General features: G+C 70.4%; 19 protein-coding genes. 8 read left to right on the top strand and 11 right to left on the bottom strand.

The window, feature by feature from the left end:
• Positions 1 to 3: 3 nt before the first annotated feature.
• Positions 4 to 1,503, bottom strand: a complete 1,500-nt coding sequence (locus ON29_RS05880; protein WP_040865116.1) for a CoA-acylating methylmalonate-semialdehyde dehydrogenase — start codon at positions 1,501 to 1,503, stop codon at positions 4 to 6.
• Positions 1,504 to 1,645: 142 nt separating this feature from the next.
• Positions 1,646 to 2,629 carry a DUF2157 domain-containing protein gene (locus ON29_RS05875; protein ID WP_040865115.1) on the bottom strand — a complete coding sequence of 328 codons (984 nt, stop codon included), beginning with the start codon at positions 2,627 to 2,629 and terminating at the stop codon, positions 1,646 to 1,648.
• Between the two features lie 340 nt (positions 2,630 to 2,969).
• Between ON29_RS05875 and icmF the strand changes: the two genes are divergently transcribed.
• Complete coding sequence (icmF, locus tag ON29_RS05870) at positions 2,970 to 6,188, top strand: fused isobutyryl-CoA mutase/GTPase IcmF (protein WP_040865114.1); 3,219 nt, start codon at positions 2,970 to 2,972, stop codon at positions 6,186 to 6,188.
• Positions 6,189 to 6,377: 189 nt separating this feature from the next.
• The gene (locus ON29_RS05865; protein WP_245548835.1) at positions 6,378 to 7,457 is read left to right on the top strand and encodes an amidohydrolase family protein; all 1,080 of its coding nucleotides are present in this window, start codon (positions 6,378 to 6,380) and stop codon (positions 7,455 to 7,457) included.
• Positions 7,458 to 7,529: 72 nt separating this feature from the next.
• On the opposite strand, the gene ON29_RS05860 is transcribed toward ON29_RS05865, so the two are convergent.
• From ON29_RS05860 to ON29_RS05850, 3 genes are all read right to left on the bottom strand, one after another.
• Positions 7,530 to 8,327, bottom strand: coding sequence for a helical backbone metal receptor (locus tag ON29_RS05860; RefSeq protein ID WP_281032505.1), 798 nt, complete (start codon positions 8,325 to 8,327; stop codon positions 7,530 to 7,532).
• 262 nt (positions 8,328 to 8,589) lie between these two features.
• Positions 8,590 to 9,357 (bottom strand): SWIM zinc finger family protein, encoded by a 768-nt coding sequence (locus tag ON29_RS05855; RefSeq protein WP_040865111.1) that lies wholly within the window; start codon positions 9,355 to 9,357, stop codon positions 8,590 to 8,592.
• Entirely contained in the window at positions 9,354 to 12,170 is a 2,817-nt protein-coding gene (locus ON29_RS05850; protein ID WP_040865110.1) for a DEAD/DEAH box helicase, read from the bottom strand. Before ON29_RS05850 ends, ON29_RS05855 begins: the two co-directional genes overlap by 4 nt.
• A gap of 149 nt (positions 12,171 to 12,319) precedes the next feature.
• Here ON29_RS05850 and ON29_RS05845 point away from each other — a divergent pair, with 149 nt between their 5' ends.
• Complete coding sequence (locus ON29_RS05845; RefSeq protein ID WP_040865109.1) at positions 12,320 to 12,682, top strand: hypothetical protein; 363 nt, start codon at positions 12,320 to 12,322, stop codon at positions 12,680 to 12,682.
• Positions 12,683 to 12,699: 17 nt separating this feature from the next.
• Here ON29_RS05845 and ON29_RS05840 read toward each other — a convergent pair whose 3' ends face one another.
• Positions 12,700 to 13,518 (bottom strand): sulfurtransferase, encoded by an 819-nt coding sequence (locus ON29_RS05840; RefSeq protein WP_083863261.1) that lies wholly within the window; start codon positions 13,516 to 13,518, stop codon positions 12,700 to 12,702.
• 173 nt (positions 13,519 to 13,691) lie between these two features.
• On the opposite strand from ON29_RS05840, the gene ON29_RS05835 reads away from it, so the two are divergent.
• Positions 13,692 to 14,891: a benzoate/H(+) symporter BenE family transporter gene (locus ON29_RS05835; protein ID WP_040865108.1), complete on the top strand. Its 1,200-nt coding sequence runs from the start codon at positions 13,692 to 13,694 to the stop codon at positions 14,889 to 14,891.
• Between the two features lie 6 nt (positions 14,892 to 14,897).
• On the opposite strand, the gene ON29_RS05830 is transcribed toward ON29_RS05835, so the two are convergent.
• Entirely contained in the window at positions 14,898 to 15,704 is an 807-nt protein-coding gene (locus tag ON29_RS05830) for an SDR family oxidoreductase (RefSeq protein ID WP_040865107.1), read from the bottom strand.
• Between the two features lie 156 nt (positions 15,705 to 15,860).
• Positions 15,861 to 16,352, bottom strand: coding sequence for an Lrp/AsnC family transcriptional regulator (locus ON29_RS05825; protein ID WP_040865136.1), 492 nt, complete (start codon positions 16,350 to 16,352; stop codon positions 15,861 to 15,863).
• Positions 16,353 to 16,500: 148 nt separating this feature from the next.
• On the opposite strand from ON29_RS05825, the gene pdhA reads away from it, so the two are divergent.
• The 3 genes from pdhA to ON29_RS05810 are packed head-to-tail and all read left to right on the top strand — an operon-like array spanning position 16,501 to position 19,946.
• Positions 16,501 to 17,613, top strand: a complete 1,113-nt coding sequence (gene pdhA / locus ON29_RS05820) for a pyruvate dehydrogenase (acetyl-transferring) E1 component subunit alpha (RefSeq protein ID WP_040865106.1) — start codon at positions 16,501 to 16,503, stop codon at positions 17,611 to 17,613.
• Positions 17,610 to 18,593, top strand: a complete 984-nt coding sequence (locus ON29_RS05815; RefSeq protein ID WP_040865105.1) for an alpha-ketoacid dehydrogenase subunit beta — start codon at positions 17,610 to 17,612, stop codon at positions 18,591 to 18,593. Before pdhA ends, ON29_RS05815 begins: the two co-directional genes overlap by 4 nt.
• Before the next feature lie 30 nt (positions 18,594 to 18,623).
• Positions 18,624 to 19,946 carry a dihydrolipoamide acetyltransferase family protein gene (locus ON29_RS05810; RefSeq protein WP_083863260.1) on the top strand — a complete coding sequence of 441 codons (1,323 nt, stop codon included), beginning with the start codon at positions 18,624 to 18,626 and terminating at the stop codon, positions 19,944 to 19,946.
• 8 nt (positions 19,947 to 19,954) lie between these two features.
• Here ON29_RS05810 and ON29_RS05805 read toward each other — a convergent pair whose 3' ends face one another.
• Both ON29_RS05805 and ON29_RS05800 read right to left on the bottom strand, forming a co-directional pair.
• Positions 19,955 to 20,377 (bottom strand): acyl-CoA thioesterase, encoded by a 423-nt coding sequence (locus ON29_RS05805; protein ID WP_245548834.1) that lies wholly within the window; start codon positions 20,375 to 20,377, stop codon positions 19,955 to 19,957.
• Between the two features lie 58 nt (positions 20,378 to 20,435).
• Positions 20,436 to 21,401 (bottom strand): AraC family transcriptional regulator, encoded by a 966-nt coding sequence (locus ON29_RS05800; protein WP_040865102.1) that lies wholly within the window; start codon positions 21,399 to 21,401, stop codon positions 20,436 to 20,438.
• Between the two features lie 278 nt (positions 21,402 to 21,679).
• On the opposite strand from ON29_RS05800, the gene ON29_RS05795 reads away from it, so the two are divergent.
• Positions 21,680 to 23,023 carry an MFS transporter gene (locus ON29_RS05795; protein ID WP_040865101.1) on the top strand — a complete coding sequence of 448 codons (1,344 nt, stop codon included), beginning with the start codon at positions 21,680 to 21,682 and terminating at the stop codon, positions 23,021 to 23,023.
• Here the strand turns inward: ON29_RS05795 and ON29_RS05790 are convergent.
• Positions 22,934 to 23,437 carry a nitroreductase family deazaflavin-dependent oxidoreductase gene (locus ON29_RS05790; protein ID WP_306307209.1) on the bottom strand — a complete coding sequence of 168 codons (504 nt, stop codon included), beginning with the start codon at positions 23,435 to 23,437 and terminating at the stop codon, positions 22,934 to 22,936. The two genes, ON29_RS05795 and ON29_RS05790, sit on opposite strands and share 90 nt — an antisense overlap.
• Between the last annotated feature and the right edge of the window lie 32 nt (positions 23,438 to 23,469).

The raw sequence follows: 23,469 nt of genomic DNA, 5'->3' as shown, positions 1-23,469 counted from the left end.
GAGTCAGTCCATCGTCGGGATGACGAACGCGTTGCTCTCCTCGAGCCCGGCGGGCCAGCGCTGCGTCACCGTCTTGGTCTTGGTGTAGAAACGGATCGAATCCGGGCCGTGCTGGTTCAGGTCGCCGAAGCCGGAACGCTTCCATCCGCCGAAGGTGTAGTACGCGATCGGCACCGGGATCGGCACGTTGATGCCGACCATGCCGACCTGCACGCGCGCGGCGAAGTCACGGGCGGTGTCGCCGTCGCGGGTGAAGATCGCCACGCCGTTGCCGTATTCGTGTTCGTTGGCCAGCCGCAGGCCCTCCTCGTAGTCCTTGGCGCGGACCACGCAAAGCACCGGACCGAAGATCTCCTCGCGGTAGATCCGCATCTGCGAGGTCACCTTGTCGAACAGCGTCGCGCCGACGAAGTAGCCGTCCTCGGCGCCTTCCACGACCAGGCCGCGCCCGTCCACCACCAGCTCGGCGCCTTCGTCGACACCGATCTGGACGTAGTTGTTCACGCGGTTCACGCCGTCCTGGCCGACCAGCGGCCCGTAATCGGCGCCCGGGTCGTCGGAACGGCCGACGTTGAGCTTGTGCACCCGCTCGGTCAGCTTGGCCACCAGGCGGTCGGCGGTCTCCTCGCCGACCGGGACGGCCACCGAAATGGCCATGCAACGCTCGCCCGCCGACCCGTAGCCCGCGCCGATCAACTGGTCGGCGACGTCGTCGAGATCGGCGTCGGGCATGACGATCGCGTGGTTCTTCGCGCCGCCGAAGCACTGGGCGCGCTTGCCGTTCGCGGTCGCGGTCTCGTAGATGTACTGCGCGATGGGGGTGGAGCCGACGAAGCCGACGGCCTTGACGCGCGGATCGTGCAGCAGCGTGTCGACGGCTTCCTTGTCACCGTTGACCACGTTGAACACACCGGGGGGCAGACCGGCCTCGAGGAACAGCTCGGCCAGCCGCAGCGGCACCGAGGGGTCGCGCTCGGAGGGCTTGAGCACGAACGCGTTGCCGGTGGCCAGCGCGGGACCGGCCTTCCACAGCGGGATCATGGCCGGGAAGTTGAACGGGGTGATGCCCGCGACGACGCCGAGCGGCTGGCGCATCGAGTACACGTCGATGCCGGTGCCCGCGCCCTCGGTGTATTCGCCCTTGAGCAGGTGCGGGATACCGACGGCGAACTCGATCACCTCGAGGCCGCGCTGGATGTCGCCCTTGGCGTCGGCGATGGTCTTGCCGTGCTCGGAGGACAGCAGCGCCGCCAGCGAATCCATCTCGTCCTGCACCAGGGTGAGGAACTTCATGAGCACGCGAGCCCGCTTCTGCGGGTTGAACGCGGCCCATATCGGCTGCGCGGCCTCGGCGTTCGCGATGACCGCCTCGACCTCGGATTTGCTCGCCAGCGGCACCCGCGCCTGCACCTGGCCGAGGTTGGGGTCGAAGACGTCGCCGAACTTGCCGGAAGCGCCCGGCACATGCTGTCCGCCGATGAAATGGGTGAGTTCGCGAACCATGCCAGTCCTGTTCTCGTAGCGATCGGGACACCGCGGTGCGGTATGCGGTCATCCTATAGTTGGACGTCCAAGTATCAGCAATGCCCGGGGGCCGATGTGATTCATCCCACGCCTTCCCCCGGTGAGGGCTCGGTCAGCCCACCTACGGCTTCGGCAGGGGAACGGCCGGATCGGCTTCCTTCTCCCGCCGCGGGCGCACCAACCGGAACGCGCCCAACCCGAGCGTGACCGCGCCGATCGCTACGACCACCGCCGCCGCGCCGAGCGAATCGCCGGTCCATTCCGAGACCGCCTCCCCCGCCGCCACCGCGATGGCCACACCGCCCCCGACGACGAGCACCGCCGACCGCTGGGTCGCGTACAGCGCGAAGCAGACCACGGCGATCAGGGCCGTGATCCCGTAGGCCCAGATCCGGCCATCGATGTCGAGACTCTGCGCGGCCGCGACGGACGTGACGATCGCGATCAGGTATCCGATCCGGAGGTCCGCGAGGGCGCCGATCCTGGTCAGCGCGAACCACACGCCACCGAGTAGCAGTACCGCCGCGCTGCCCCAGGTGTCGTCGAGACCGATCACTTCGGTGATGATCCCCGCGACGGCCGCGGGCACGAAGCAGGCGCAGACCAGCAGTCCGATCACCGACGGCAGCGCGAGGTAACCGAGTACGGCGATCACCGCTCCCGCCGCACAGGCGAAAACCCACGCGGCATCGGTGCTCGCGTTCTCGAGCGCGGTGGCGACGGACCCGGCGAGCGCGACGGACCCGAGCGCGAAGAGCACGGCCGCCAGCCTCGCGCGGGCACTGTTCGCGCTCGTGCGGCCGGTCGGCACCCCGGCGAGCAGAACACCCCCGAACAGCAGCCCCGCCGACACGACGGCGAGCACGCCGACTCGCACCGGCCGGTCGAGCGTGTCCCAGGACGAGGCCGCCACCAGGGCGATTCCGCCGAACAGCAAACCCGCTCCGACGTAGGAGGCGATCTCGGCGAGCACCTTCCCGCGCGCCACCACCGCCGCCCGCTCGACGGCGAGCGCCGCGAGCACCGCGTCGGCCTGGTCGCGGGTCAGCACACGCTCGGCGACCAGCCGCCCTACCGCGGCTTCCGCCCTGTCGTCGCTCACCATGGGCCCAGTATGTCCGAGTCGGCCGCCCTGACAACACAATCGGCCGGAGCGGGGTATCGCCCACGGTCACCGCCGTCCGATCCATCCGTCCCGCGACGATCCCCGCCGAAATGCCCGCAGTCACGATGTCCAGCGCCGTGGCCTGCCGCGACGGTTGCGCGAAACACCCCGCGATCGAACCCGTCGACCGCCACCGAATCCGCCGGCCGCCGACCCGAAACCGGCACGGCAACAGCGACGCGGACAACCCGTCGGCGACGCTGGCGATGTGATCGCAGTCACCGTACGATTAGTTTGACGTCCTAGTATCGGGCGACAATGGAATCCCGAGAGGAATCCCGTGGCCGACAGCAGCGCGCTCTACGCGCCGACCCACCCCGTTCGCTTCGTCACCTCGGCGGCCCTGTTCGACGGGCACGACGCGGCGATCAACATCATGCGCCGCATCCTGCAGAGCCAGGGCGCGGAGGTGATCCACCTCGGCCACAACCGCTCGGTCAGCGAGGTGGTCGACGCCGTGCTCACCGAGGACGCCCAGGGCGTCGCGGTCAGCTCCTACCAGGGTGGCCACGTCGAGTACTTCGAATACCTCGCCGACGCCCTGAAGAAGGCCGGAGCCGAGCACGTGCGGATCTTCGGCGGCGGCGGTGGCGTGATCGTGGCGGAGGAGATCGCGCGACTGGCCGCGTCCGGCGTGACCATCTTCTCGCCCGAGGACGGACAGCGACTCGGCCTGCCCGGCATGATCAATCAGTTGATCCGCGCCTGCGACGTCGACCTCGCGACCGAGCCGCCGGTGCCGGACGCGGTGCTCTCCGGCGAGCGCGCCGCCTTGGCGCGCGCCATCACCTGCCTGCAAGCGGACGCCCTGCCGGAGGCCGACCGGCGGAAGCTGGCCGAGGCCGCGGCGGCGCGCACCGTGCCGGTGCTCGGCATCACCGGCACGGGCGGCTCCGGAAAGTCCTCGCTCACCGACGAATTGGTGCGCAGGCTGCGTTCGGATCAGCAGGACAAGGTGCGGGTGGCGATTCTCGCGGTGGACCCGACCCGGCGGCGCGGGGGTGGCGCACTGCTCGGCGACCGCATCCGGATGAACGCCCTCGACGGCGAGCACGTCTTCTTCCGCTCGCTGGCCACCCGGGGTGGACGCGAACTGCCGGACAATATCGATCTGATCGTGACCGCCTGCAAGGCAGCGGGTTACGACCTGGTCGTCCTGGAGACCCCCGGCATCGGACAGGGCGACGCCGCGGTGACCGACCACGTCGACGTGTCGATGTACGTGATGACGCCCGAGTTCGGCGCCGCCTCCCAGCTGGAGAAGATCGACATGCTGGACTACGCGGACGTGGTGGCGATCAACAAGTTCGAGCGTCGCGGCGCCGCGGACGCGCTGCGTGACGTGGCCAGGCAGTTGATCCGCAACCGCGAGGAGTTCCATGCCGCGCCGGAGGACATGCCGGTCTTCGGCACCAGCGCGGCGACGTTCAACGACGACGGGGTGACCGCGCTCTACCAGCACCTGACGGGCCTGCTGGCCGGCCACGGCCTGCGGCTGGAGCCCGGCGCGCTGCCCCGGGTGGACACCCGCGCGTCCACGCGCTTCGCCCAGCTCATCCCGTCCGCGCGGGTGCGTTATCTGGCCGAGATCGCGGAGACCGTGCGCGGCTATCACGCCGAGACCGCGGCGCAGGTCGCCGCCGCGCAACGGGTGCAACGCCTCGAGCAGGTGGCGGCCGAACTGCCCGGGGACACGGCCGTCGCCGAACTGGCCGAACGCGCCCGCGCCGACCTGACGCCCGCGAACGCCGCACTGCTGGCCGAGTGGCCCGCCCTCGCCGAGTCCTATCGCGGGGAGGAACAACTGGTCCGGGTGCGCGACCGGGAGATCCGCACCCCGCTGCGCCGGGAGACCCTGTCCGGCAACTCCATTCCGCGCGTGGCCCTACCTCGTTTCACCGATCACGGCGAGCTGCTGCGCTTCCTGCGCGCCGAGCACCTGCCCGGGCGGTTCCCGTTCACCGCAGGGGTTTTCCCGTTCAAACGGGACAACGAGGATCCGGCGCGCATGTTCGCGGGCGAGGGCGACCCGTTCCGCACCAACCGCCGGTTCAAAGTGCTCAGCGAGCATTCCGACGCGAAAAGGCTGTCCACGGCCTTCGATTCGGTGACGCTCTACGGCCACGATCCCGCCGAGCGCCCCGACATCTACGGCAAGGTCGGCACGTCCGGCGTGTCGATCGCCTCGCTCGACGACATGAAGGTGCTCTACGACGGTTTCGATCTGACCGCGCCGACCACCTCGGTCTCGATGACGATCAACGGCCCCGCCCCGACCATCCTGGCCTACTTCCTGAACACCGCGATCGATCAGGCGCTGGACCGCTTCGCGGCGGAGCAGGGCCGCCCGCCGACCGGCACCGAGGCCGCCCACCTGCGCGCCCGCACCCTGGCCACGGTGCGCGGCACGGTGCAGGCCGACATCCTCAAGGAGGACCAGGGCCAGAACACCTGCATCTTCTCCACCGAGTTCAGCCTGCGCATGATGGCCGACATCCAGGAATGGTTCGTGCGCAACGGCGTGCGCAATTTCTACTCGGTGTCGATCTCCGGCTACCACATCGCCGAGGCGGGCGCGAACCCGATCAGCCAGCTGGCTTTCACCCTGGCCAACGGTTTCACCTATGTGGAGGCGTATCTCGCGCGCGGCATGCACATAGACGACTTCGCGCCGAACCTGTCCTTCTTCTTCTCCAACGGGATGGACCCGGAGTATTCGGTGATCGGCCGGGTGGCCCGCCGCATCTGGGCCGTCGCCATGCGGGACCGCTACGGCGCCGACGAGCGGTCGCAGAAGCTCAAGTACCACATCCAGACCTCCGGCCGGTCGCTGCACGCGCAGGAGATGAACTTCAACGACATCCGCACCACGCTGCAGGCGCTGATCGCGATCTACGACAACTGCAACAGCCTGCACACCAACGCCTACGACGAGGCGGTCACCACCCCGACCGAGGAATCGGTGCGCCGCGCCCTGGCCATCCAGCTCATCATCAACCGGGAGTGGGGGGTCGCGATGAACGAGAACCCGCTGCAGGGCAGCTTCCTGGTCGAGGAGCTCACCGATCTGGTCGAGGAGGCCGTGCTGGCCGAGTTCGAGCGGATCAGCGAACGCGGCGGCGTGCTCGGCGCGATGGAGACCGGCTACCAGCGCGGCAAGATCCAGGACGAATCGATGCGTTACGAACAGCGCAAGCACGACGGTTCGCTGCCGATCATCGGGGTGAACACCTTCCGCAACTCCCATGACGAGCCGCACCGGGAGCTCGAGCTGGCGCGCGGCACCGAAGCGGAGAAGCAGTCGCAGCTGCGGCGGGTGCGCGAGTTCCAGCAGCGCAACCGGGACGGCGCCCATGCCGCACTCGCCCGGCTCGAAGCGGTCGCCCGCACCGACGACAATATTTTCGAGGTGCTGATGGAGGCCGCCCGGGTGTGCACGTTGCAGCAGATCACCGACACGTTCTTCACCGTCGGCGGGCAGTACCGCCGCAACGTGTGAGCCGGTCGCCGCGCGCACCTCGAGCAGCCGGTGCGCTCCCATCGGCCGGTGGGCCCGGCTCGCACGAGGGAGCCGGGCCGGCACCGTGAATCCGGCCGGTACCGCCGCGCGGGGCGGCTCCCGCGGATTACGGGCCCGCCGTGTGCGGGGCATGTGACAATCGCCGAGCAAACCTTCGGCGCGGTTGGGATGGCAGACATGGAGCTCTCGGGTATTCGGATCATCGACGCACACATCCACCAGTGGGATCCGTTCACCACACCGCGAGATTTCAGCGCCTTGGCGAAACTGTTCCGGCTGCTGCCGGTCCCGGTGGACGCGGCAAAGCGCCTCGCACCGCGGCGCGACCGTGAGTTCGTCGGAGATCCGGTCGCCTACCTGCGGCCCTACCTCCCGTTCGACTACCGCGCCGACGCGGGCAACGCGCCCATCGAGGTGGTCGCGCACATCGAAGTCGAATGGTCGCAGCGGGGACCGCTGGGGAAGGCCGGGGAAACCGCCTGGGTGGCCGGGCTGCCACTGGAGGCGGCCCCGCGGCTCGGCGCGATCCTCGCGGGCGGCGACCCGGCCGACCCGGCGTTCGCGGAGCTGCTCGACGCGCACGCCGCCGCGTCACCGCTGCTGCGCGGTGTCCGCACCATGGTCGCCCACCATCCCGATCCCGGCGTGCGATCGTTCACCGACGCGCCCGGCAAGCTCACCACCAAGGAATTCCTGGACGGCTTCGCGCGGCTGGCCGAGCGCGGCCTCTCGTTCGAAGCGTGGGTGTACTCGCACGCCATTCCCGACGTCACGGCGCTGGCCGAACGCTATCCCGAGGTGCCGATCGTGCTGAACCACCTCGGCACCCCCGCGGGGATCTTCGGCGCGGTCGGCAAACACACCGGTACCAATCCCGGCCTGCGCAGGCAGCTGCTGGTGCGGTGGCGCGACGATCTCGCCGCACTGGCCGCGCGCCCGAACGTGGTCGCGAAGGTGAGCGGGCTGATGATGCCGATCCTGGGCCACCCGATCCCGCCGCGGGGCACGCCGACGCCCGTGGGGGATCTGCTCGACCGGATCGGCCCGCTGGTCGAGCACGCGCTGGACGTCTTCGGCGCGGACCGTCTCATCTGGGGCTCGAACTTCCCCGTGGACAAGCCGGTCACCAGCATCGGCAACAGCATCGAGGCGATCGCGACCGCCGTCACCGGCCACGGCGGCGGAAGGACGGAATTGGAGCAGGTCTTCCGGACCACCGCGCAGCGCGTCTACCGGATCGCGGACTGAACCAGGACCGGCGGCAGGGACGGTGGGCGGACTCGAGGTGGACGCCGACGGCACGCACCACATCTGGTTCGACTACGACCTGGGTTGAGCCGCCCCGGCGAGTTGTGCGGTGAGCGTGCCGCGCGCGGTCGCGAGGGACGGCCCGTACCAGGTGAGGGCCCGGCCCTCCACCAGCGCGACCGGGATATCCGGAAACGCCTCGGGCCCATCGTCTTCGGTGAAGACATACGGCTCGTCGGGCAGCACCGCGAGGTCGACGCCCACGGTCAGCTCGGCCTCGGTGAGACGCGGATAGCGATCGGGCCGATCGGCATGCACCAGCCGCAGGCCCAGACGGTGCGCGACGTCTCCGGTGAACGTGTTGCGGCCGACCACCATCCACGGATCGCGCCAGACCGGAATGACGGCGGCTCGGGCCGGTTCGGGCGGCGGTGGCGCCCAGGCGGATTCGGCTTCGGCCAGCCATGCCGGAACACCGGCGCCGAGCACCTCCACGCAGAGCCGGGTGAGCGAGACCATGGCCTCGTCGACCGTCTCCACCTCGGTGACCCACACCGCGACCCCGGCCGCGCGCAGCCGCTCGACATCGATGCGGCGGTTCTCCTCTTTGTTGCACAGCACCAGGTCCGGAGCGAGTTCGATGATGCGCCGCACGTCCGGGTTCTTGGTCCCGCGGACCCGTTCGATCGCCAGATCGGCGGGGTGCGTGCACCATTGCGTGGCCGCGACCAGGACTTCCGGGCAGGTGTGCGCCACCGCCTCGGTCAGCGACGGAACGAGCGACACCACCCGTCGCGGGGGTGTGCGGAGGTCCACGGGGGTACCGAGGTCGTCGCGAGGCAACCCGGACGCTGGGCTCTTCCCTGCCACACGGTCAGCCTATAACAGGAGATCTGCGCTGCTCCGGCGCTCTTTTCCGGCTGGAAGAGGCCGGGTGCGACCGTTGGGCAAGTTCGGCGCAAGGGCAGCGTCCGGGCGTCACTGGGGCAGTTCCGTGCCGGGTTCCGCTGCGCGAGACTGGATAGCGGCACCCGGTGTCGGGAAGTCTCCGGTCCCTTCGCTCCGCCGGTATCGATCCCGCCCCGACAGACCGGCGGTAACCGACAGCCCCGACGCTGGGTGCCCACCAACGTCAGCGGTCGAACAGCCGATAGAGCGCGGTGAGTTCACGCAGGCCGGTCGCGGCGGTCGTCTCCTCGGCCGAGGTCATCCGCAGCGCCTTGCGCAGCAGCATCGGATCCAGATCCTCCGGGGCCGGGCGGAATTCGACGGCGGGCAGGTCCGGCAGCGGAATGCGCTCACCGTAGGGGTCATCGGAAGCAGGCGGTCGCGGTTCGCGTTCGATGCCGCCGATCAGGGTGTCCAGGTCGAGCCCGCGGAGGGTCAGGATCTCGCGCGGGTGTTCGTCGAGCCGCTCGGCCAGCAGGTAGCAGACCGCGGCCACGTGCTTGCACGGCCAGCCGGGGTCCGGGCAGGTGCAGGTGAAATCCAGTTCCGCGGCGGTGCTCGGCAGCAGCACCGGTCCCAGCCCGCTCGGCAACGCGCCCGAGGCGATCTCGGCGAGCATGCCCGGGGCCGAGCGGATGGTCTCGATGAGCTCCGCGAGTTCGTCCTCGCGCAACGGGCGCACGGTGAACACCGCGGTGAAGGGTCGCGGTTGGCTGCCCTGCACTTCCGCCGTCACCGCCCCCGGCTCGATCCGGTAGTTCACCACCTGACCGGACCTGGCGTAATTGCGGCCGCGCGCCAGCCGGCCGGGCTCCGCCATCCGCTCCACCGATTCCACCAGCGCCTTGCCCCACCAGGTGCGCCCGAAGCCGCCGCGCCTGCTGCGAGCTTCCACGCCACCGCGCACCGGCAGCTTCTTGCCGTACTCGGAGTAGTCGACGAAAGGACTCATTCGCCCACCGCCTCCGCGCCGAGGGTGAACAGGTCGCGCAGTTCGTCGGTGCTCAGCTCGGTGATCCAGTTCTCTCCCGCGCCCACGGCCAGGTCGGCGAGTTGCCGCTTGCCGTTGATCATCTCGTCGATCCGCTCCTCGATCGTGTCCACGCAGACCAGCTTGCGCACCTGCACATTGCGCCGCTGGCCGATCCGGAAGGCGCGGTCGGTGGCCTGGTTCTCCACCGCGGGATTCCACCAGCGGTCCAGGTGCACCACGTGATTGGCGGCGGTGAGGTTGAGCCCGGTGCCGCCGGCTTTGAGCGACAGCAGCATCAGCGGCGGGCCGTCCGGCGCCTGGAATCCGGTGACCATCGCGTCGCGCTTCTTCTTCGGCACGCCGCCGTGCAGGAACGGGATCGCGGTGCCGAACCGTTCGGCCAGGTAGGGCGCGACCAGTTCGCCGAATTCCCGGAATTGCGTGAACAGCAGCGCCTTCTCGCCGTCGGCCAGCACCGCGTCCACGACGTCCTCGACGAGGGCGAGTTTGCCGGAACGGTGCGCCCCGCGGTGCAGCACACCCGACCCGTCGCCCAGGAAATGCGCGGGATGGTTGCACACCTGCTTGAGCCGGGTGAGCGCACCGAGCACGGCACCTTTGCGCGCCATGCCCTTGGCATCCTCGAGCTTGGCCAGCATGTCGTCCACGACCGCCTGGTACAGGGCCGCCTGCTCGACAGTGAGGTTGGCCCGCACGGTCATCTCGAGTTTTTCCGGCAGGTCGCTGATCACCGTCGGGTCGGTCTTCACCCGGCGCAGCACGAACGGCTGGGTGAGCCAGCGCAGGCGGCTGATCGCGTTCTGGTCGCGTTCGCGTTCGATGGGCACCGCGAAGCGGGCGCGGAACGACTGGGCGCTGCCGAGCACCTTCGGCATCGCGAAATCCATGATGGAACGCAGTTCTTCCAACCGGTTCTCCACCGGAGTGCCGGTCAGCGCCAGCCGATGCCGCGCCGGCAGCGACCGCGCCGCCCGCGCCTGTCGCGTTCCCGCGTTCTTGATGTGCTGCGCTTCGTCCAGGACGACGCGGTCCCAATCCTGCCTGCCGAGTTCCTCGGCGTCGCGCGCGAGCAGCGCGTAGGTGGTGACAACCAGATCCGCGGCGGCGACCGTCTCGTCGAGGTCGGCGCCTGCCCGCCGTCCCGCACCGTGGTGCACCCACACCCGCAGGTCGGGCGCGAACCGTTCCGCCTCGCGCTGCCAGTTGCCGACCACCGACATCGGGCACACCAGCAAGGTGGGGCCGGGCCGCTCCGGCTCGGACGCGGTCTCGCGCTCGTGCACCAGCAGGGCGAGCACCTGGACCGTCTTGCCCAGGCCCATGTCGTCGGCCAGGATCGCGCCGCAGCCCATCCGGCTCATGGTGGCCAGCCAGGCCAGGCCGCGTTCCTGGTAGGGGCGCAGCTGGGCCTTCAGCCCGACGGGCGGGGCGAGGGCTTCGGGCTCGCGCGTGCGATCGAGCAGGTCCTCCACCCATCCCGAGGCCGTGACCTCGGTGATCGGCACCTGCGGCACCCGGGAGACCGCGATCTCGCCGAGCATGTCCGCGAAGGTGACCGGGGAGTCGTCGGCATGCGCGGCGACATACCGGGCCGCGGCGGCCAGCGCCTTGTGATCGGCTTGCACCCACTGGCCGCGCAGCTGGACCAGATCGGACTTGCCGCGCACCAGGCGTTCCATCTCGGCCCTGGTCAGCACCATGTCGCCCAGCGCCAGCTCCCAGCGGTAGGACACCAGGCCGCGCAGACCGACCGTGCTCTGCGCGGCGGGCACCGCGCTGTCCACCCGCAACCGCATGCTCGGCTCCGCGACACTCCAGGCGCGCGGCAGCAGCAACCGCACCCCCGCGGCGTGCAGGGCGTTCGCACCGTGCGCGACCAGATCGAGCACCACTTCCGTTGGCAGCAGCAGATCCATGCTGCGCGGATCGCTCGGCAGGTCACGCAACCTCGGATACGCGCGCTTGGCCGCCCCGAGCTTGTCCCCCGCGATCCGCACCAGATTCGGATCCTCGTGCAGCGGGATCGTTCTGGGCGCCTCACCGGTCAGGCGCAGGCAGACTTCCAGCCGCCACAGCGCCACCGACTCGTCGGCGAGGCCGAGTTCACCGTCCGGTTCCAGCAGCCGCAGCACCAGTTCCGGCTCGTCGCCGGTCAGGCTGGCTCGCCAGCGCTCCAGCACCTCGGCGACCTGATAGCTGCCGTTGTCCAGCGGAGTGTCGCCGACCAGGGCGGCCACCAGCGGATGCGGCGAGTCCGGCGGTTCGGCCAGTGACCGGGCGATCGGATCGGTGAGTTCGGTGACCATGTCGTCGAGCAGCGCGGCCGGACGCCCGGCCACCCGCAGCGCCTCCGGCATGGCGACCGCCAATTCGGCCAGCCAGGCCCGTTGCCGCTCCCCGCCGACCAGCCGCCAGCGCACCCACCACTGGCCGTCCTCCCTGCGCAGATCCGGCACGACACGCCCGGCGCGCACCCAGCGTTCGATGCCACGGGCGACGTGCGCGAGGTAACGCAGATCACCGGACACCAGCTCGACGGGCAGCCGCTGCCGGAGGGCCTCCGCCGCCGCGACCGGGGCCAGCGCGTGCGCACGGACCCGCTCGGTACCGGCGACGCCGTTCGCGACCACCAGGACCTCGGCACGGTGCCGGAACTTCGACGCCCGCAGCACGCGGCCCAGCGGATCGGGCAGCTCGGCGGACGTCGCGGCGACCGGTGCGTCGTGCCAGAGCAGCAACCCGGATCCCGGCGACCACAATCCGTGCAGCATCACCCCATCAAAGCAGGCGGCTCCGACACGGCCGCGCACACCGCGGCCCGAGCGTTGTGGATTTCTGCGCGATACCGGAACATACTGGGATATCCGCAGGTCATCGCAGAATAATCGCAGCTCGGCGTCAACGAAGCGGAGGAAGCAGCATGACGATTCTGCTCCAGGTTCTCGAGCAGAGCTTCACACCGACGACCGCGTGGGAACGGCGCAAATTCACCTTCGTGCATGCCGACAAGATCGTCGGCATGCGGCTGGACGGGCAGTGCGGGGTGTGGCTGGACCTGTCGCGTCCCGGCGAATCCCAGCGGCTGGCCCGCACCGCCGACCCGCGCGAGGCGATCACGTTCCTGCTCACCACCTTCGCCAAGCTCGCCGAATGCGAGGAGCGCGGCGGCTCGTGGGTGATCGGGCACGACGGGACGCATATCGAGTCGATCGCGGCCACCCGGTTCCCGCCGCGAGCCAGCGAGGTCACCGACGACGACCTCCTGGCGCGCGCCTGGCTGTAGGGCCTTACAGCGGCGGGTCAGCTACCTGTCGCTACCGGCCGTTTCGGATCGTTCGACCACTGCGACCACGACCCGGGATACAACGCAGCCTCCACACCCACGATGGCGAGCGCCGCCACCTGGTGCGCCGCCGTGACGCCGGAACCGCAGTACACGGCCACCGGCCCCGATCCGAACCCGGCGAAACGGTCGCGCAGTTCCGGTACCGCGCGGAAGCGCCCCTCGGCGTCGAGATTGTCGGCGGTCGGGGCGCTGAGCGCACCGGGGATGTGCCCGGCGCGGGGGTCGATCGGCTCCACGTCACCGCGGAAGCGCTCGCTCGCGCGGGCATCCAGCAGGACGCCCTTCCAGCGGGCGGCCGCGTCGGCCTCGATCACGGGCAGGTGGCCTGGGCTCAATTCGACATCTCCGGGCTCCGGGTCGGGCTCGGCGCCGGTCGCGACGGAGCCGCCCGCCTCCACCCAGGCGGGCAGCCCGCCGTCGAGGATGCGCACGTCCGCGATTCCCGCCCAGCGCAGCAGCCACCAGGCGCGTGCGGCGGCCATGCCGCCGGTGGCGTCGTAGACGACCACCGGATCGCCGCGGCGCAGACCCCAGCTGCGCGCGCACTTCTCCAGCTGCGCGAGATCCGGCAGCGGATGCCTGCCGCGCGCCGGCGACGGCGGCGCGGCCAGTTCGGTCTCCAGGTCGACGAACACCGCACCGGGGATGTGACCGTCGAGATAGTGCTGCGGGCCGTCCGGGTCGCCCAGTGCCCATCGGACGTCCAGCAGCCGAAGCCGCTTGTCCGCCAACGCTTCCCGAAGCTCTCCCGGTGAGATCAGTACCGCGCTCAACTCAGCTCCTCGTCCCGAATGACGTCCTCGCGCACCGACTCCCCCACCCTACGCACCGGATGTGCCGATGTCGCCGTACTCTCGCCGCGCGTGCCACCGGCCGGTCCAAGTCAGTCCAGTTTCGCGGCACTGGCAGGCGACACACCCTCGTGACCAGCGGCAATATCCGACCGATGTCGAATGTTTCCACCGAAGCCACCGCGACGCCGGCGCCCGAACGGCCGCCGACGGGACCGGCGCCGGCGATCGGCGCGGGCATGGTGACCGCGCTGGTCGGCTTCACCAGCTCGTTCGCCGTGGTGCTGAGCGGGTTGACCGCGGTGGGCGCGAGCCCCGCGCAAGCCGCGTCGGGCCTGCTCGCGCTGTGCGTCACGCTGGCGATCGGCATGATGGCGCTGAGCTACCGCTACCGGATGCCGATCACGCTGGCCTGGTCCACGCCGGGCGCGGCGCTGCTGGCCGGGGCGGGCGCGGTGGAAGGCGGCTGGCCCGCCGCGATCGGGGCGTTCGTGCTGGCGGGAGCGCTGATCGTGGTCACCGGACGGTGGCAGCGGCTGGGCGGGCTGGTGGCGGCGATCCCCGTGGAGATAGCGCAGGCCATGCTGGCCGGGGTGCTGCTGCCGCTGTGCCTGGCTCCGGTCCGGGCGGTGCAGACGAGTCCGGCGGTGGTGGCGCCGGTGATCCTGGTCTGGCTCGTGTTGCAACGGTATGCCCAGCGGTGGGCCGTGATCGCCGCCTTCATGACCGCCGCGGCCGGAGCCGCGATCAGCATCGTGGCGGGGCACCGGCACCTCGACGTCGGCGCGATGGCGCCGCGGCTGGAACTGACGCTGCCGCACTGGAGCTGGCAGGCGCTGATCGGCGTCGCGATCCCGCTCTACATCGTCACCATGGCGTCGCAGAACATCCCGGGTACCGCGGTGCTGGCCTCGTTCGACTACCGGGTGCCGTGGCGCGCGGCGATGACCGTCACCGGACTCGGCACCGTCATCGGTGCGCCCGCGGGCGGGCACGCGATCAATCTCGCCGCCATCAGCGCCGCGCTCTCGGCGGCCCCCGCCGCGCATCCGGACCCGAAGCGGCGCTGGATCGCCGCGTTCACCGCGGGCGCGTCGTATCTGCTGCTCGCGCTGGGCTCGGCCGCGTTGGTCACGCTGATCGCGACCGCTCCGGCGGGCACGCTGGAAACCGTCGCCGGTCTCGCGCTGCTGGCGACCCTGGCCGCGGCGCTCGGGGCGGCACTGCGCTCCGAGCACCGCGAGGCGGGCGTCGTGACGTTCCTGATCGCCGCCTCCGGGGTCGGCTTCGCCGGCATCGGCGCCGCCTTCTGGGCGTTGCTCGCGGGGTTGATCGTGCGAAAGGTGCTGCGCTAGGGCGCGCTACTCGGTCAGGGCGGCCTGGAAGCGGCGCATTCCGTCGAGCCAGCGATCGTAGTCGGAACCCTTGTGGCGGTACATCTTCAGTACCTCGGGATGCGGGAGGATCAGGAAGCGCTCGTCGGCCACCCCGGCGAGCACGATCTCGGCGACCTCCTCCGGGGGCAGCACCGCGCCCGCGCTGGTGACGGCCTTCACCGCGAGTTCCGCCTCGGCGGCGTGCTCCGGCGGAACGAGGCCGCCGTGCAGCAGCCGCGTATCCACGCCCATCGGGCACACGCAGCTCACCCGGACCCCTCGGTCGCCGTAGGTCACCGAAAGCCATTCCGCGAAACCGACGGCCGCGTGCTTGGACACCGCGTAGGGCGCCGAACCGAGCTGGGTGAGCAAGCCCGCCGCCGACGCCGTGGCGACGAAGTAGCCGCCGTTCCGCGCCAGCCATCCGGGCACCAGCAGTCGCGCGGCGCGCACGTGGGCCATGACGTTGACCTCCAGCGCCGCCGCCCACTGCCCATCGGTGCTGTCCAGCCCCGCACCTCCGCCGATTCCCGCGTTCGCGAAATACATGTCGACCGGGCCGAACTCCGCTTCGGCGCGATCGATCAGAGTGCGGATCACCGCCTCATCCGCCACATCCCCGCCGACCGCGACCGCGCCGGGCCCGAGAGACTCCGCGACCCGCACCGCACTCGCCTCGTCGAGGTCGGCGAGCACCACGCGCGCACCGGCGGCGACGAGCCGGGCGGCCAACGCCGCCCCGATCCCCGCGCCCGCCCCCGTGACAATGGCAACTTTGCCCGAAATCTCCATTCCCGCACCCTAGCGGGGCGCCATCGGCCCCCCGCCGGGAATCCGGCGACCAACCCCGGTACAGCTGCGGATGCGCGGTGGCGAAGGACGACTCGGCGGCAAGACACTGCCGACGCCGGACCCTCGACAGACCTCGATCATTCGAGGGTGAGCGCCTCAGCTGGAATTCGCCAGGCGGTCCAGCAGCGGAGCGGTGCGCGGGCCCACCAGTTCGCGCATCACCAGCGCCATGTTGGTCCGCTCGACGCCGGGGATCTTGAGGATCTGCCCGGCGATGCGATACAAGTCGTCGGCGTCCCTGGCGACCACCCGCACCGTGAGATCGGTGAGCCCGGTCATGCCGCACACCTCGGTCACCTCGGGCACCTCCGCGAGTTCGTCCACCACGGAGTCCAGGCGGTGCTGGTCGACGACGACTGCGACGAACGCCGCCAGCGGATAGCCGAGCGCGCGCGGCTCGACGCGCCGCTCGAAGCTGCCCAGCACGCCCCCGGCCTCCCAGCGGGACAACCGGGCCTGCACGGTGTTGCGGGACAGGCCGAGCCGCGCGGCCAGCTCCACGCCCGTCGCCCGGGGGTTGGCGACCAGTTCCAGTAACAGCCTGGCGTCGGTGGCGTCCAGGCTCACGCCGGCGTTTTCTCTGGTCATACCACGCAGTATGACATCCGGCCGCCGGTCGCAATTGAGCATTCTGCTCATCGACCGGTCAGCCACTTGCGCAGTTCGCATTCGCGGGGATGCTGTGAGGTAGGACACATCATCGAGGTGTCGACCACCTGGTGAGGAGGCGAACGCCATGCCGGGCAAGCCCGAGTTTCCGGTGCAGTTGGTGCAGCCGGACGGCCGCCGCGTCCTCGATCGCGAGCACGCGGCGCTCGTCGCCGACGTCGGGCCCGAGGAGTTGCGGGCGCTGTACGAGGACATGGTGGTCGCCCGCCGGATCGACGTCGAGGCCACCACGCTGCAACGCCAAGGCCAGCTCGGCCTGTGGGCCCCCATGCTCGGACAGGAGGCCGCCCAGGTCGGCTCCGCGCACGCGCTGCGGCCAGACGACTACGTCTTCTCCAGCTATCGGGAGACGGCGGTGGCCTACTGCCGAGGGGTGCCACCCACCGATCTCACCCGCCTGTGGCGCGGCGTAGCCCACCACTGCTGGGATCCGCACGCGGTGAACATGACCAACCCCAATATCGTGGTCGGCTCCCAGGGCCTGCACGCGACCGGTTACGCGTTCGCGGCGCACCTGGACGGCGCCGAGATAGCCACCATCGCCTACTTCGGCGACGGCGCCAGCAGCCAGGGCGATCTGGCCGAAGCGCTCGGGTTCGCCGCGACCTGGAGCGCGCCCGTCGTGTTCTTCTGCCAGAACAACCAGTGGGCGATCAGTGCCCCGGTGCGGGTGCAGAGCGCGACGCCGATCGCCCGCCGCGCCTACGGCTACGGCATGCCGGGCAGGCAGGTCGACGGCAACGACGTGCTCGCGGTGCTCGCCGTCACCAGGCAGGCGGTGGCCAGGGCGCGCTCCGGCGGCGGCCCGTCGTTCATCGAGGCGCTCACCTACCGGATGGGCCCGCACACCACGGCGGACGATCCCACCCGTTACCGCTCGGCCGCCGAGACCGAGCAGTGGGCGCGGCGCGATCCGATCGACCGGATGCGCAGGCTGCTCGAGCGCGAGGGCCAGTGGGACGACGCGTTCGCGAGCCGAGTCGCCGAGCGGTCGGACGCGGTGGCCCGAGCGGTGCGCGCCGCGACCATCGCCACACCCGATCCCGCGCCGAGCGAGCTGTTCGAGCACGTCTACACCACCCCGCATCCGCTGATCACCGAACAGCGGAGGGCGTACACGGAGTACCTGGCCGGTGATCCCGGCGGGGCCTCCGCACGAGGAGAAGGAGTCCCGCGATGATCACCACCTTCGCCGCCGCGCTCAACACCGGCTTGCGCCGCGCGCTGGAGGACGATCCGAAGGTCCTGCTGATGGGCGAGGACATCGGCCGCCTCGGCGGGGTGTTCCGGGTGACCGACACGTTGCAGAAGGACTTCGGCGACAACCGCGTCATCGATACGCCGTTGGCCGAATCCGGCATCATCGGAACGGCTTTCGGCATGGCGCTGCGCGGATACCGGCCGGTGTGCGAGATCCAGTTCGACGGTTTCGTCTATCCCGCCTTCGACCAGATCGTCTCGCACGTCGCCAAGATCAACTATCGAACTCAGGGAAAAGTGCATGCTCCCTTGACGATTCGCATCCCATTCGGCGGCGGCATCGGCTCGGTGGAGCACCACTCCGAATCACCCGAGGCCTATTTCGCGCATACCGCCGGGCTGCGCGTGGTGACCCCGAGCAACCCGGCCGACGCGTACGCGATGATCCGCCGGGCGATCGCACTGGACGATCCGGTCATCTTCTTCGAGCCCAAGCGCAGGTACTGGGACAAGGCCGACGTCGATTTCGCCGCGCTCGACCGCGACGGCGGCCTGCCGCTGGATCGCGCGCGCGTGTGTGCCACGGGATCGGACGCGACCGTCGTCGCCTACGGCGGGACCGTGGCCACCGCGCTGTCGGCCGCGGGAATCGCCGCGCGGGAGGGCCACTCGCTCGAGGTGATCGACCTGCGCAGCCTGTCGCCGATCGACTTCGACACCATCGAGGAGTCGGTCGCGAAGACCGGACGGCTGATCGTCACGCACGAGGCGCCGGTATTCGCGGGGCTGGGCGCCGAGATCGCCGCGCGGATCACCGAGCGCTGCTTCTACCACCTGGAAGCGCCCGTACTGCGCGTGGGCGGATTCGATATCCCCTACCCCCCCGCTAAGCTCGAGAAGCACCATCTGCCCGATCCCGACCGCATTCTCGACGCGGTCGACCGCTCCCTCGCCGCGTGAGGCGGGGTTCGCCGTAGTGAGAGGTGCCGCGTGGAAAACCCTGCCCGCCAAGACCTTCCGTCATCCGTGCTGGAGTTCCGGCTGCCGGACCTCGGGGAAGGCCTGGCCGACGCCGAACTGGTGGCGTGGGCGGTGGCCGTGGGCGACGTCGTCGAGTTGAACCAGACCATCGCCGACGTGGAGACGGCCAAGGCGGTCGTCTCGTTGCCGTCGCCGTTCGCGGGCCGGGTGGTCGAATTGCTGGCCCGGCCGGGCGACACCGTCGCGGTCGGCGCGCCGCTCATTCGCGTGCGGGCAGCCGGAGCGGAGGACGCGGCGAGCGACACGGGCCGCACTTCCGTCCTGGTCGGCTACGGCCCCGAGGCGGAGGCGACGTCACGGCGGCGTCCCGTCGGGCCGCCCTCGCACAGCGTCGTTTCACCGCCCGGCGAGGCGGACACCGAGCCGCGCCGACCTGGTAACGCGGCAGCGACACCCGCCGCGCGAAAGCTGGCGCGCGAACTCGGCTTGGATCTGTGGTTCATCGCGGGCTCCGGGCCGGCCGGCGCGGTCACCGTCGAGGACGTGCGCGGCGCGGTACCCGTCTCACAGCCGCATCCGGCCGCACCGGCCACCGTGCCCGGCGCGGACAGCGAGGCGGTCCGCCCGTCCGTGCGCGAGGAACGCACTCCGATCAGCGGCATTCGCAAGCGCACCGCGGCGGCGATGTCGAACAGCGCGCGCACCATTCCGCAGGCCGCCGCGTTCGTCACCGTCGACTGCACCGCCTCGATGGAACTCCTCGATCATCTGCGCAGCACGAAATCCTTCGCGGGCCTGACCTTGACGCCGCTGGCGCTGGTCGCCAAGGCGGCACTGGCCACGCTCGCCGACTTTCCCGGCATGAACGTCTGTTGGGACGAGGCCGCTCAGGAGATCGTCACCAAGCACTACGTCAACCTGGGCATCGCGGTGGCCACCGAACGCGGCCTGCTGGTCCCGAACATCAAAGAGGCGCAAACGCTGAGCCTGCGCGACCTGGCCCGCGAGATCGCCTGGCTGGCCGAGACGGCACGCGCGGGCGGCGCGACGACCGCCGAACTGCGCGGCGGCACGTTCACCATCACCAACATCGGCGTCTTCGGCGTGGACACCGGCGTCCCGCTGGTCAACCCGGGCGAGTCCGCGATCCTGTGTCTCGGTTCGATCCGCAAGCAGCCGTGGGTCGTACGCGATGAGATCGCGGTCCGGTGGGTGACCACCCTCGGCGTCGGCTTCGACCATCGCATGATCGACGGCGAGCAGGCGGCCCGCTTCCTGGCGACCACGGCGGGATTCCTGGAGGACCCGCTCACCCTGCTCGGCCGGGTGTGACCTGGCGTTCAGTCGGTGACGAGCGCCGTCGCGGCGGTGCGGATGACCTCAGGGATCTCGACCGGTTTGCGGGTCTCGGCGTCCACATAGACGTGCACGAAGACACCGGTGGCGGACAGTTCCAGCCCGCCGTCGACCTCCCGGAAGATGGCCAGATCGTAGGTGATGCTGGAGCGGCCGAGCCGGGAGATGCGCAAGCCGACCTGTAGCTGGTCCGGGAAGCTGATCGAGCCTTCATACCGGCAGGAGGTCTGCGCCACCACGCCGAGCGCGGGCAGTTCGCGGATGTCGGTTCCGGTGGCGTGCATCAACCACGCGTTGACCGCGGTGTCGAAGTACGAGTAGTAGGTCACGTTGTTCACGTGCCCGTAGTGGTCGTTGTCGGCCCACCGGGTCGGCACCGGCCAGAGCACCGGATACTGCTGTGTCACCCGGCCGACGATAGCCCAGTGGGGACGATGCGGTATCCATCGCGCCGGGTGCGGGGCCCTACGTGGCTACGCGCGCTCCCTCTTCCGGGCCCGACCGCACGCGGCTGTGCCGGTGGTCACGCGGAGAGACGCCGAAGTGCCTTTTGAACGCCGTGCTCAGCGCGAAGGCGCTGCCGTACCCGACCTGACGGGCGATGGCCTCGATGGTGGCGTCCGACGCCTGGAGCAGGTCGGCGGCCAGTGCCAGCCGCCATTCGGTGAGGAACGCCATCGGCGGCTCGCCCACCAGATCGGTGAACCGGCGCGCCAGCGCGGCCCGCGACACACCCACCGCCTCGGCCAGGCCCGCGACCGTCCAGCCGTGCGCCGGATTGTGCTGGAGCAGGCGCAGGGCCTTGCCGACCAGCGGGTCGCCGTAGGCGTGGTACCAGGCGGGCGCGTCGTTGCGGGCGAACCAGGCGCGCAGCGCGGCGATCAGCACCAGGTCCAGCAGGCGGTCCAGCACCGCGCTCTGCGCGGGCTCGTCCTTGGTCACCTCGTCGACCAGGATGTCCAGCACCCGGCTGTCGAACTCGCCGCGCCGCAACACCAGCACCGACGGGAGCGCGCGCAGCAGGCGCTGGCCTGCCGCGCCCGCGGACTCGTAGGTTCCGGTGACCATCAGGGTCGCCCCGTCCGGGTCGGTCCCCCACTGCCGGACACCCAGGCTGAGTGTCTCGCAGAGGATCTCACCCTGCGGCGTCTTCGTCACCTGACCGGGATGGATGACGATCTGCGGTTCGGTGGCCGGGTCGTCGGCCACCGTGTACGGGGCGGGCCCGCGGAAGATCGCGACGTCGCCCGCGCCCAGCCGCCGCGGCTCGCCCTCGTCGGTGACGATCCACGCGTCGCCGCGGATCATCGACAACACGGTCAGCGGGGCCTCGTCCTGGATGCGTAGCGACCACGGCGGATTCAGCAGCGAACACATCAGGAACGCGCCGCGGGCGCGGGGGCCTTCGAGCAGACTTGCGAGCGCATCCACTCGTCCAGAGTAGACGATGGCGCATGATTATGAGCCGCCGAGCCAAGATCCGTCTCTGCCGCGACGACGTGCCCGAGCGGTGGCGGGACAGAGCCGTCCGCGGAAGCCCGGAATGCCCCGGCCCCTCGAGACGTTGACAATGTAAACAGACCCGCTCGCGGACGTGGCGCGCAGAGCCGAGCGTCACGCACGGTCGCACGACCAGGTCAACGGCGCCCTGGACCGCCGCCGCGGGCGGGGCTGGCCAGATCGGACGATCCGTCGGTACCGTCGAAACGGTGTTGAGCCCGACGGTCGATCGTCCGATCCGCGTCGCGCGCGCCGCGGTGTTCACGGTCTTCGCGTTGAACGGCTTCCTGCTCGCCATGTGGGTGGTGCACATTCCGGTCATCACCGACCGCACGGGCGTCTCCAAATCCATGCTGGGCATGTTCATCCTGCTGATGTCCGGTGCGGGCATCGCCGGAATGCGGCTGGCGGGGCCGCTCGCCGATCGGTTCGGCAGCAGGAGGCTGGTCGGCACGGCAGCGTGCATCGCGTCGGTGGCGGTGGTCGGCCCCGGCCTCGCCACCGGCCCGTTCACCTTGGCACTCGCCCTGGCCTGTTTCGGTTTCGGCAACGGCGCGCTGGACGTGTCGATGAATACCCAAGCGGTGCTGGTGGAACGGGCCTACCGGCGTCCGATCATGGCCGCTTTCCACGCGCTGTTCTCCGGCGGCGGCCTGCTCGGTTCACTGCTCGGAGCCGCCACGCTGCGGGCGGGCTGGGATATCCGGGTGACGCTGGTCCTCGCCGCGGTGAGCTGCGTCGCGCTGACCCTCACCCTGGTGCCGCGGTTGCTGCGGGAAACCAAGTCGGGTGCGCAAGCGGCGACGCTCCACGGCGTCGCGTCCGTGCACGCGACCGACCTCGACGAGACGTCGCAGGACCACGGCGCGACCTCGTATGAAACCGCGTCGTCCCAGCACGACGTCATACCGATCGGCTCCGACGCCGCGCGGTCGCCGGATCGGCCCGGCCACGACCGGATGACCCGCGATCACGTGACGACGCCCCTCGATGCCCGCGATCGAGGCCGAAAGGTGTTCGCGCTGGCCGCGATCGCTTTCGCACTGCTGCTGGCCGAAGGGGTGGCCGCCGACTGGAGCGCTTTGCAGCTGCGCGAGCATCTGAACGCGGACGCGGCGACCGCGGCGCTCGCCTTCGGAGCCTTCTCCACCACGATGACGATCGGGCGTTTCGGCGCCGACCGGGTCAGCCACGCCTTCGGCCGGGTCGCGGTGGTGCGCTACGGCTCGCTCATCGCGGCCGCCGGCCTGGCGGTGATCGTCGTCTCGCCGTGGATTCCGCTGACACTGCTGGGCTGGACCATGGCCGGGCTCGGACTCGCGGGCGGGATTCCGCAGATCTTCACCGCGGCGGGGAATCTCGGCTCCACAAGGGCCGCTACCGACATGTCGCGGGTGTTCAGCATCGGTTATCTCGGACTGCTCGCCGGTCCCACGGTCATCGGCTGGCTCACCGCCGTGATGTCACTGACCACGGCGATGGTCGTGCCGATGATCGCGATCCTGCTCTGCTGCCGGTACGCGAGCGTCGTCGCCACACCGCGGGCCGACTGACCGGATCAACGATCCATCGTCAGCTCGACCATCGGCACCTCGTCGATCCCCGCACCCGTGGCTTTCCTCGACTATCCGGCCGAGACTCCGGTATGCCCGCGGATGGTCGCGCCGATAGCCCTCGAGGACGGCGACGGATTCGTCCGGGCGCAGCACCCGGGCCAGAGCCGGAGCACTGAAGCGCGCGCCAATACTCACGTGACAGCGCGGATCGGCGGCGAGATTGCGGAACCACTGCGCCTGTGTGCCGAAGCCGGACGCGATCACCACGCGGTCCCGGCTCGGCCGCGCCACCGTCTCCAGCACCACATAGCGTGGACGGCCCGAGCTGCGGCCGATGTGCTCCAGCAGCAGGAGCCGCCCGCCGAACAGGAAGCCGAGCCGGGCGCGGAACATCGAGATCGGCGCACGCACGAACCATCCGGTCCGCAGCGACCGCGCGCCGA

The sequence above is a fragment of the Nocardia exalbida NBRC 100660 genome, from assembly GCF_000308575.1.
GTDB classification, from domain to species: Bacteria; Actinomycetota; Actinomycetes; order Mycobacteriales; family Mycobacteriaceae; genus Nocardia; species Nocardia exalbida.
Note: the sequence above shows the minus strand (reverse complement) of the source record. Positions and strands in the feature narration are given on the sequence as shown.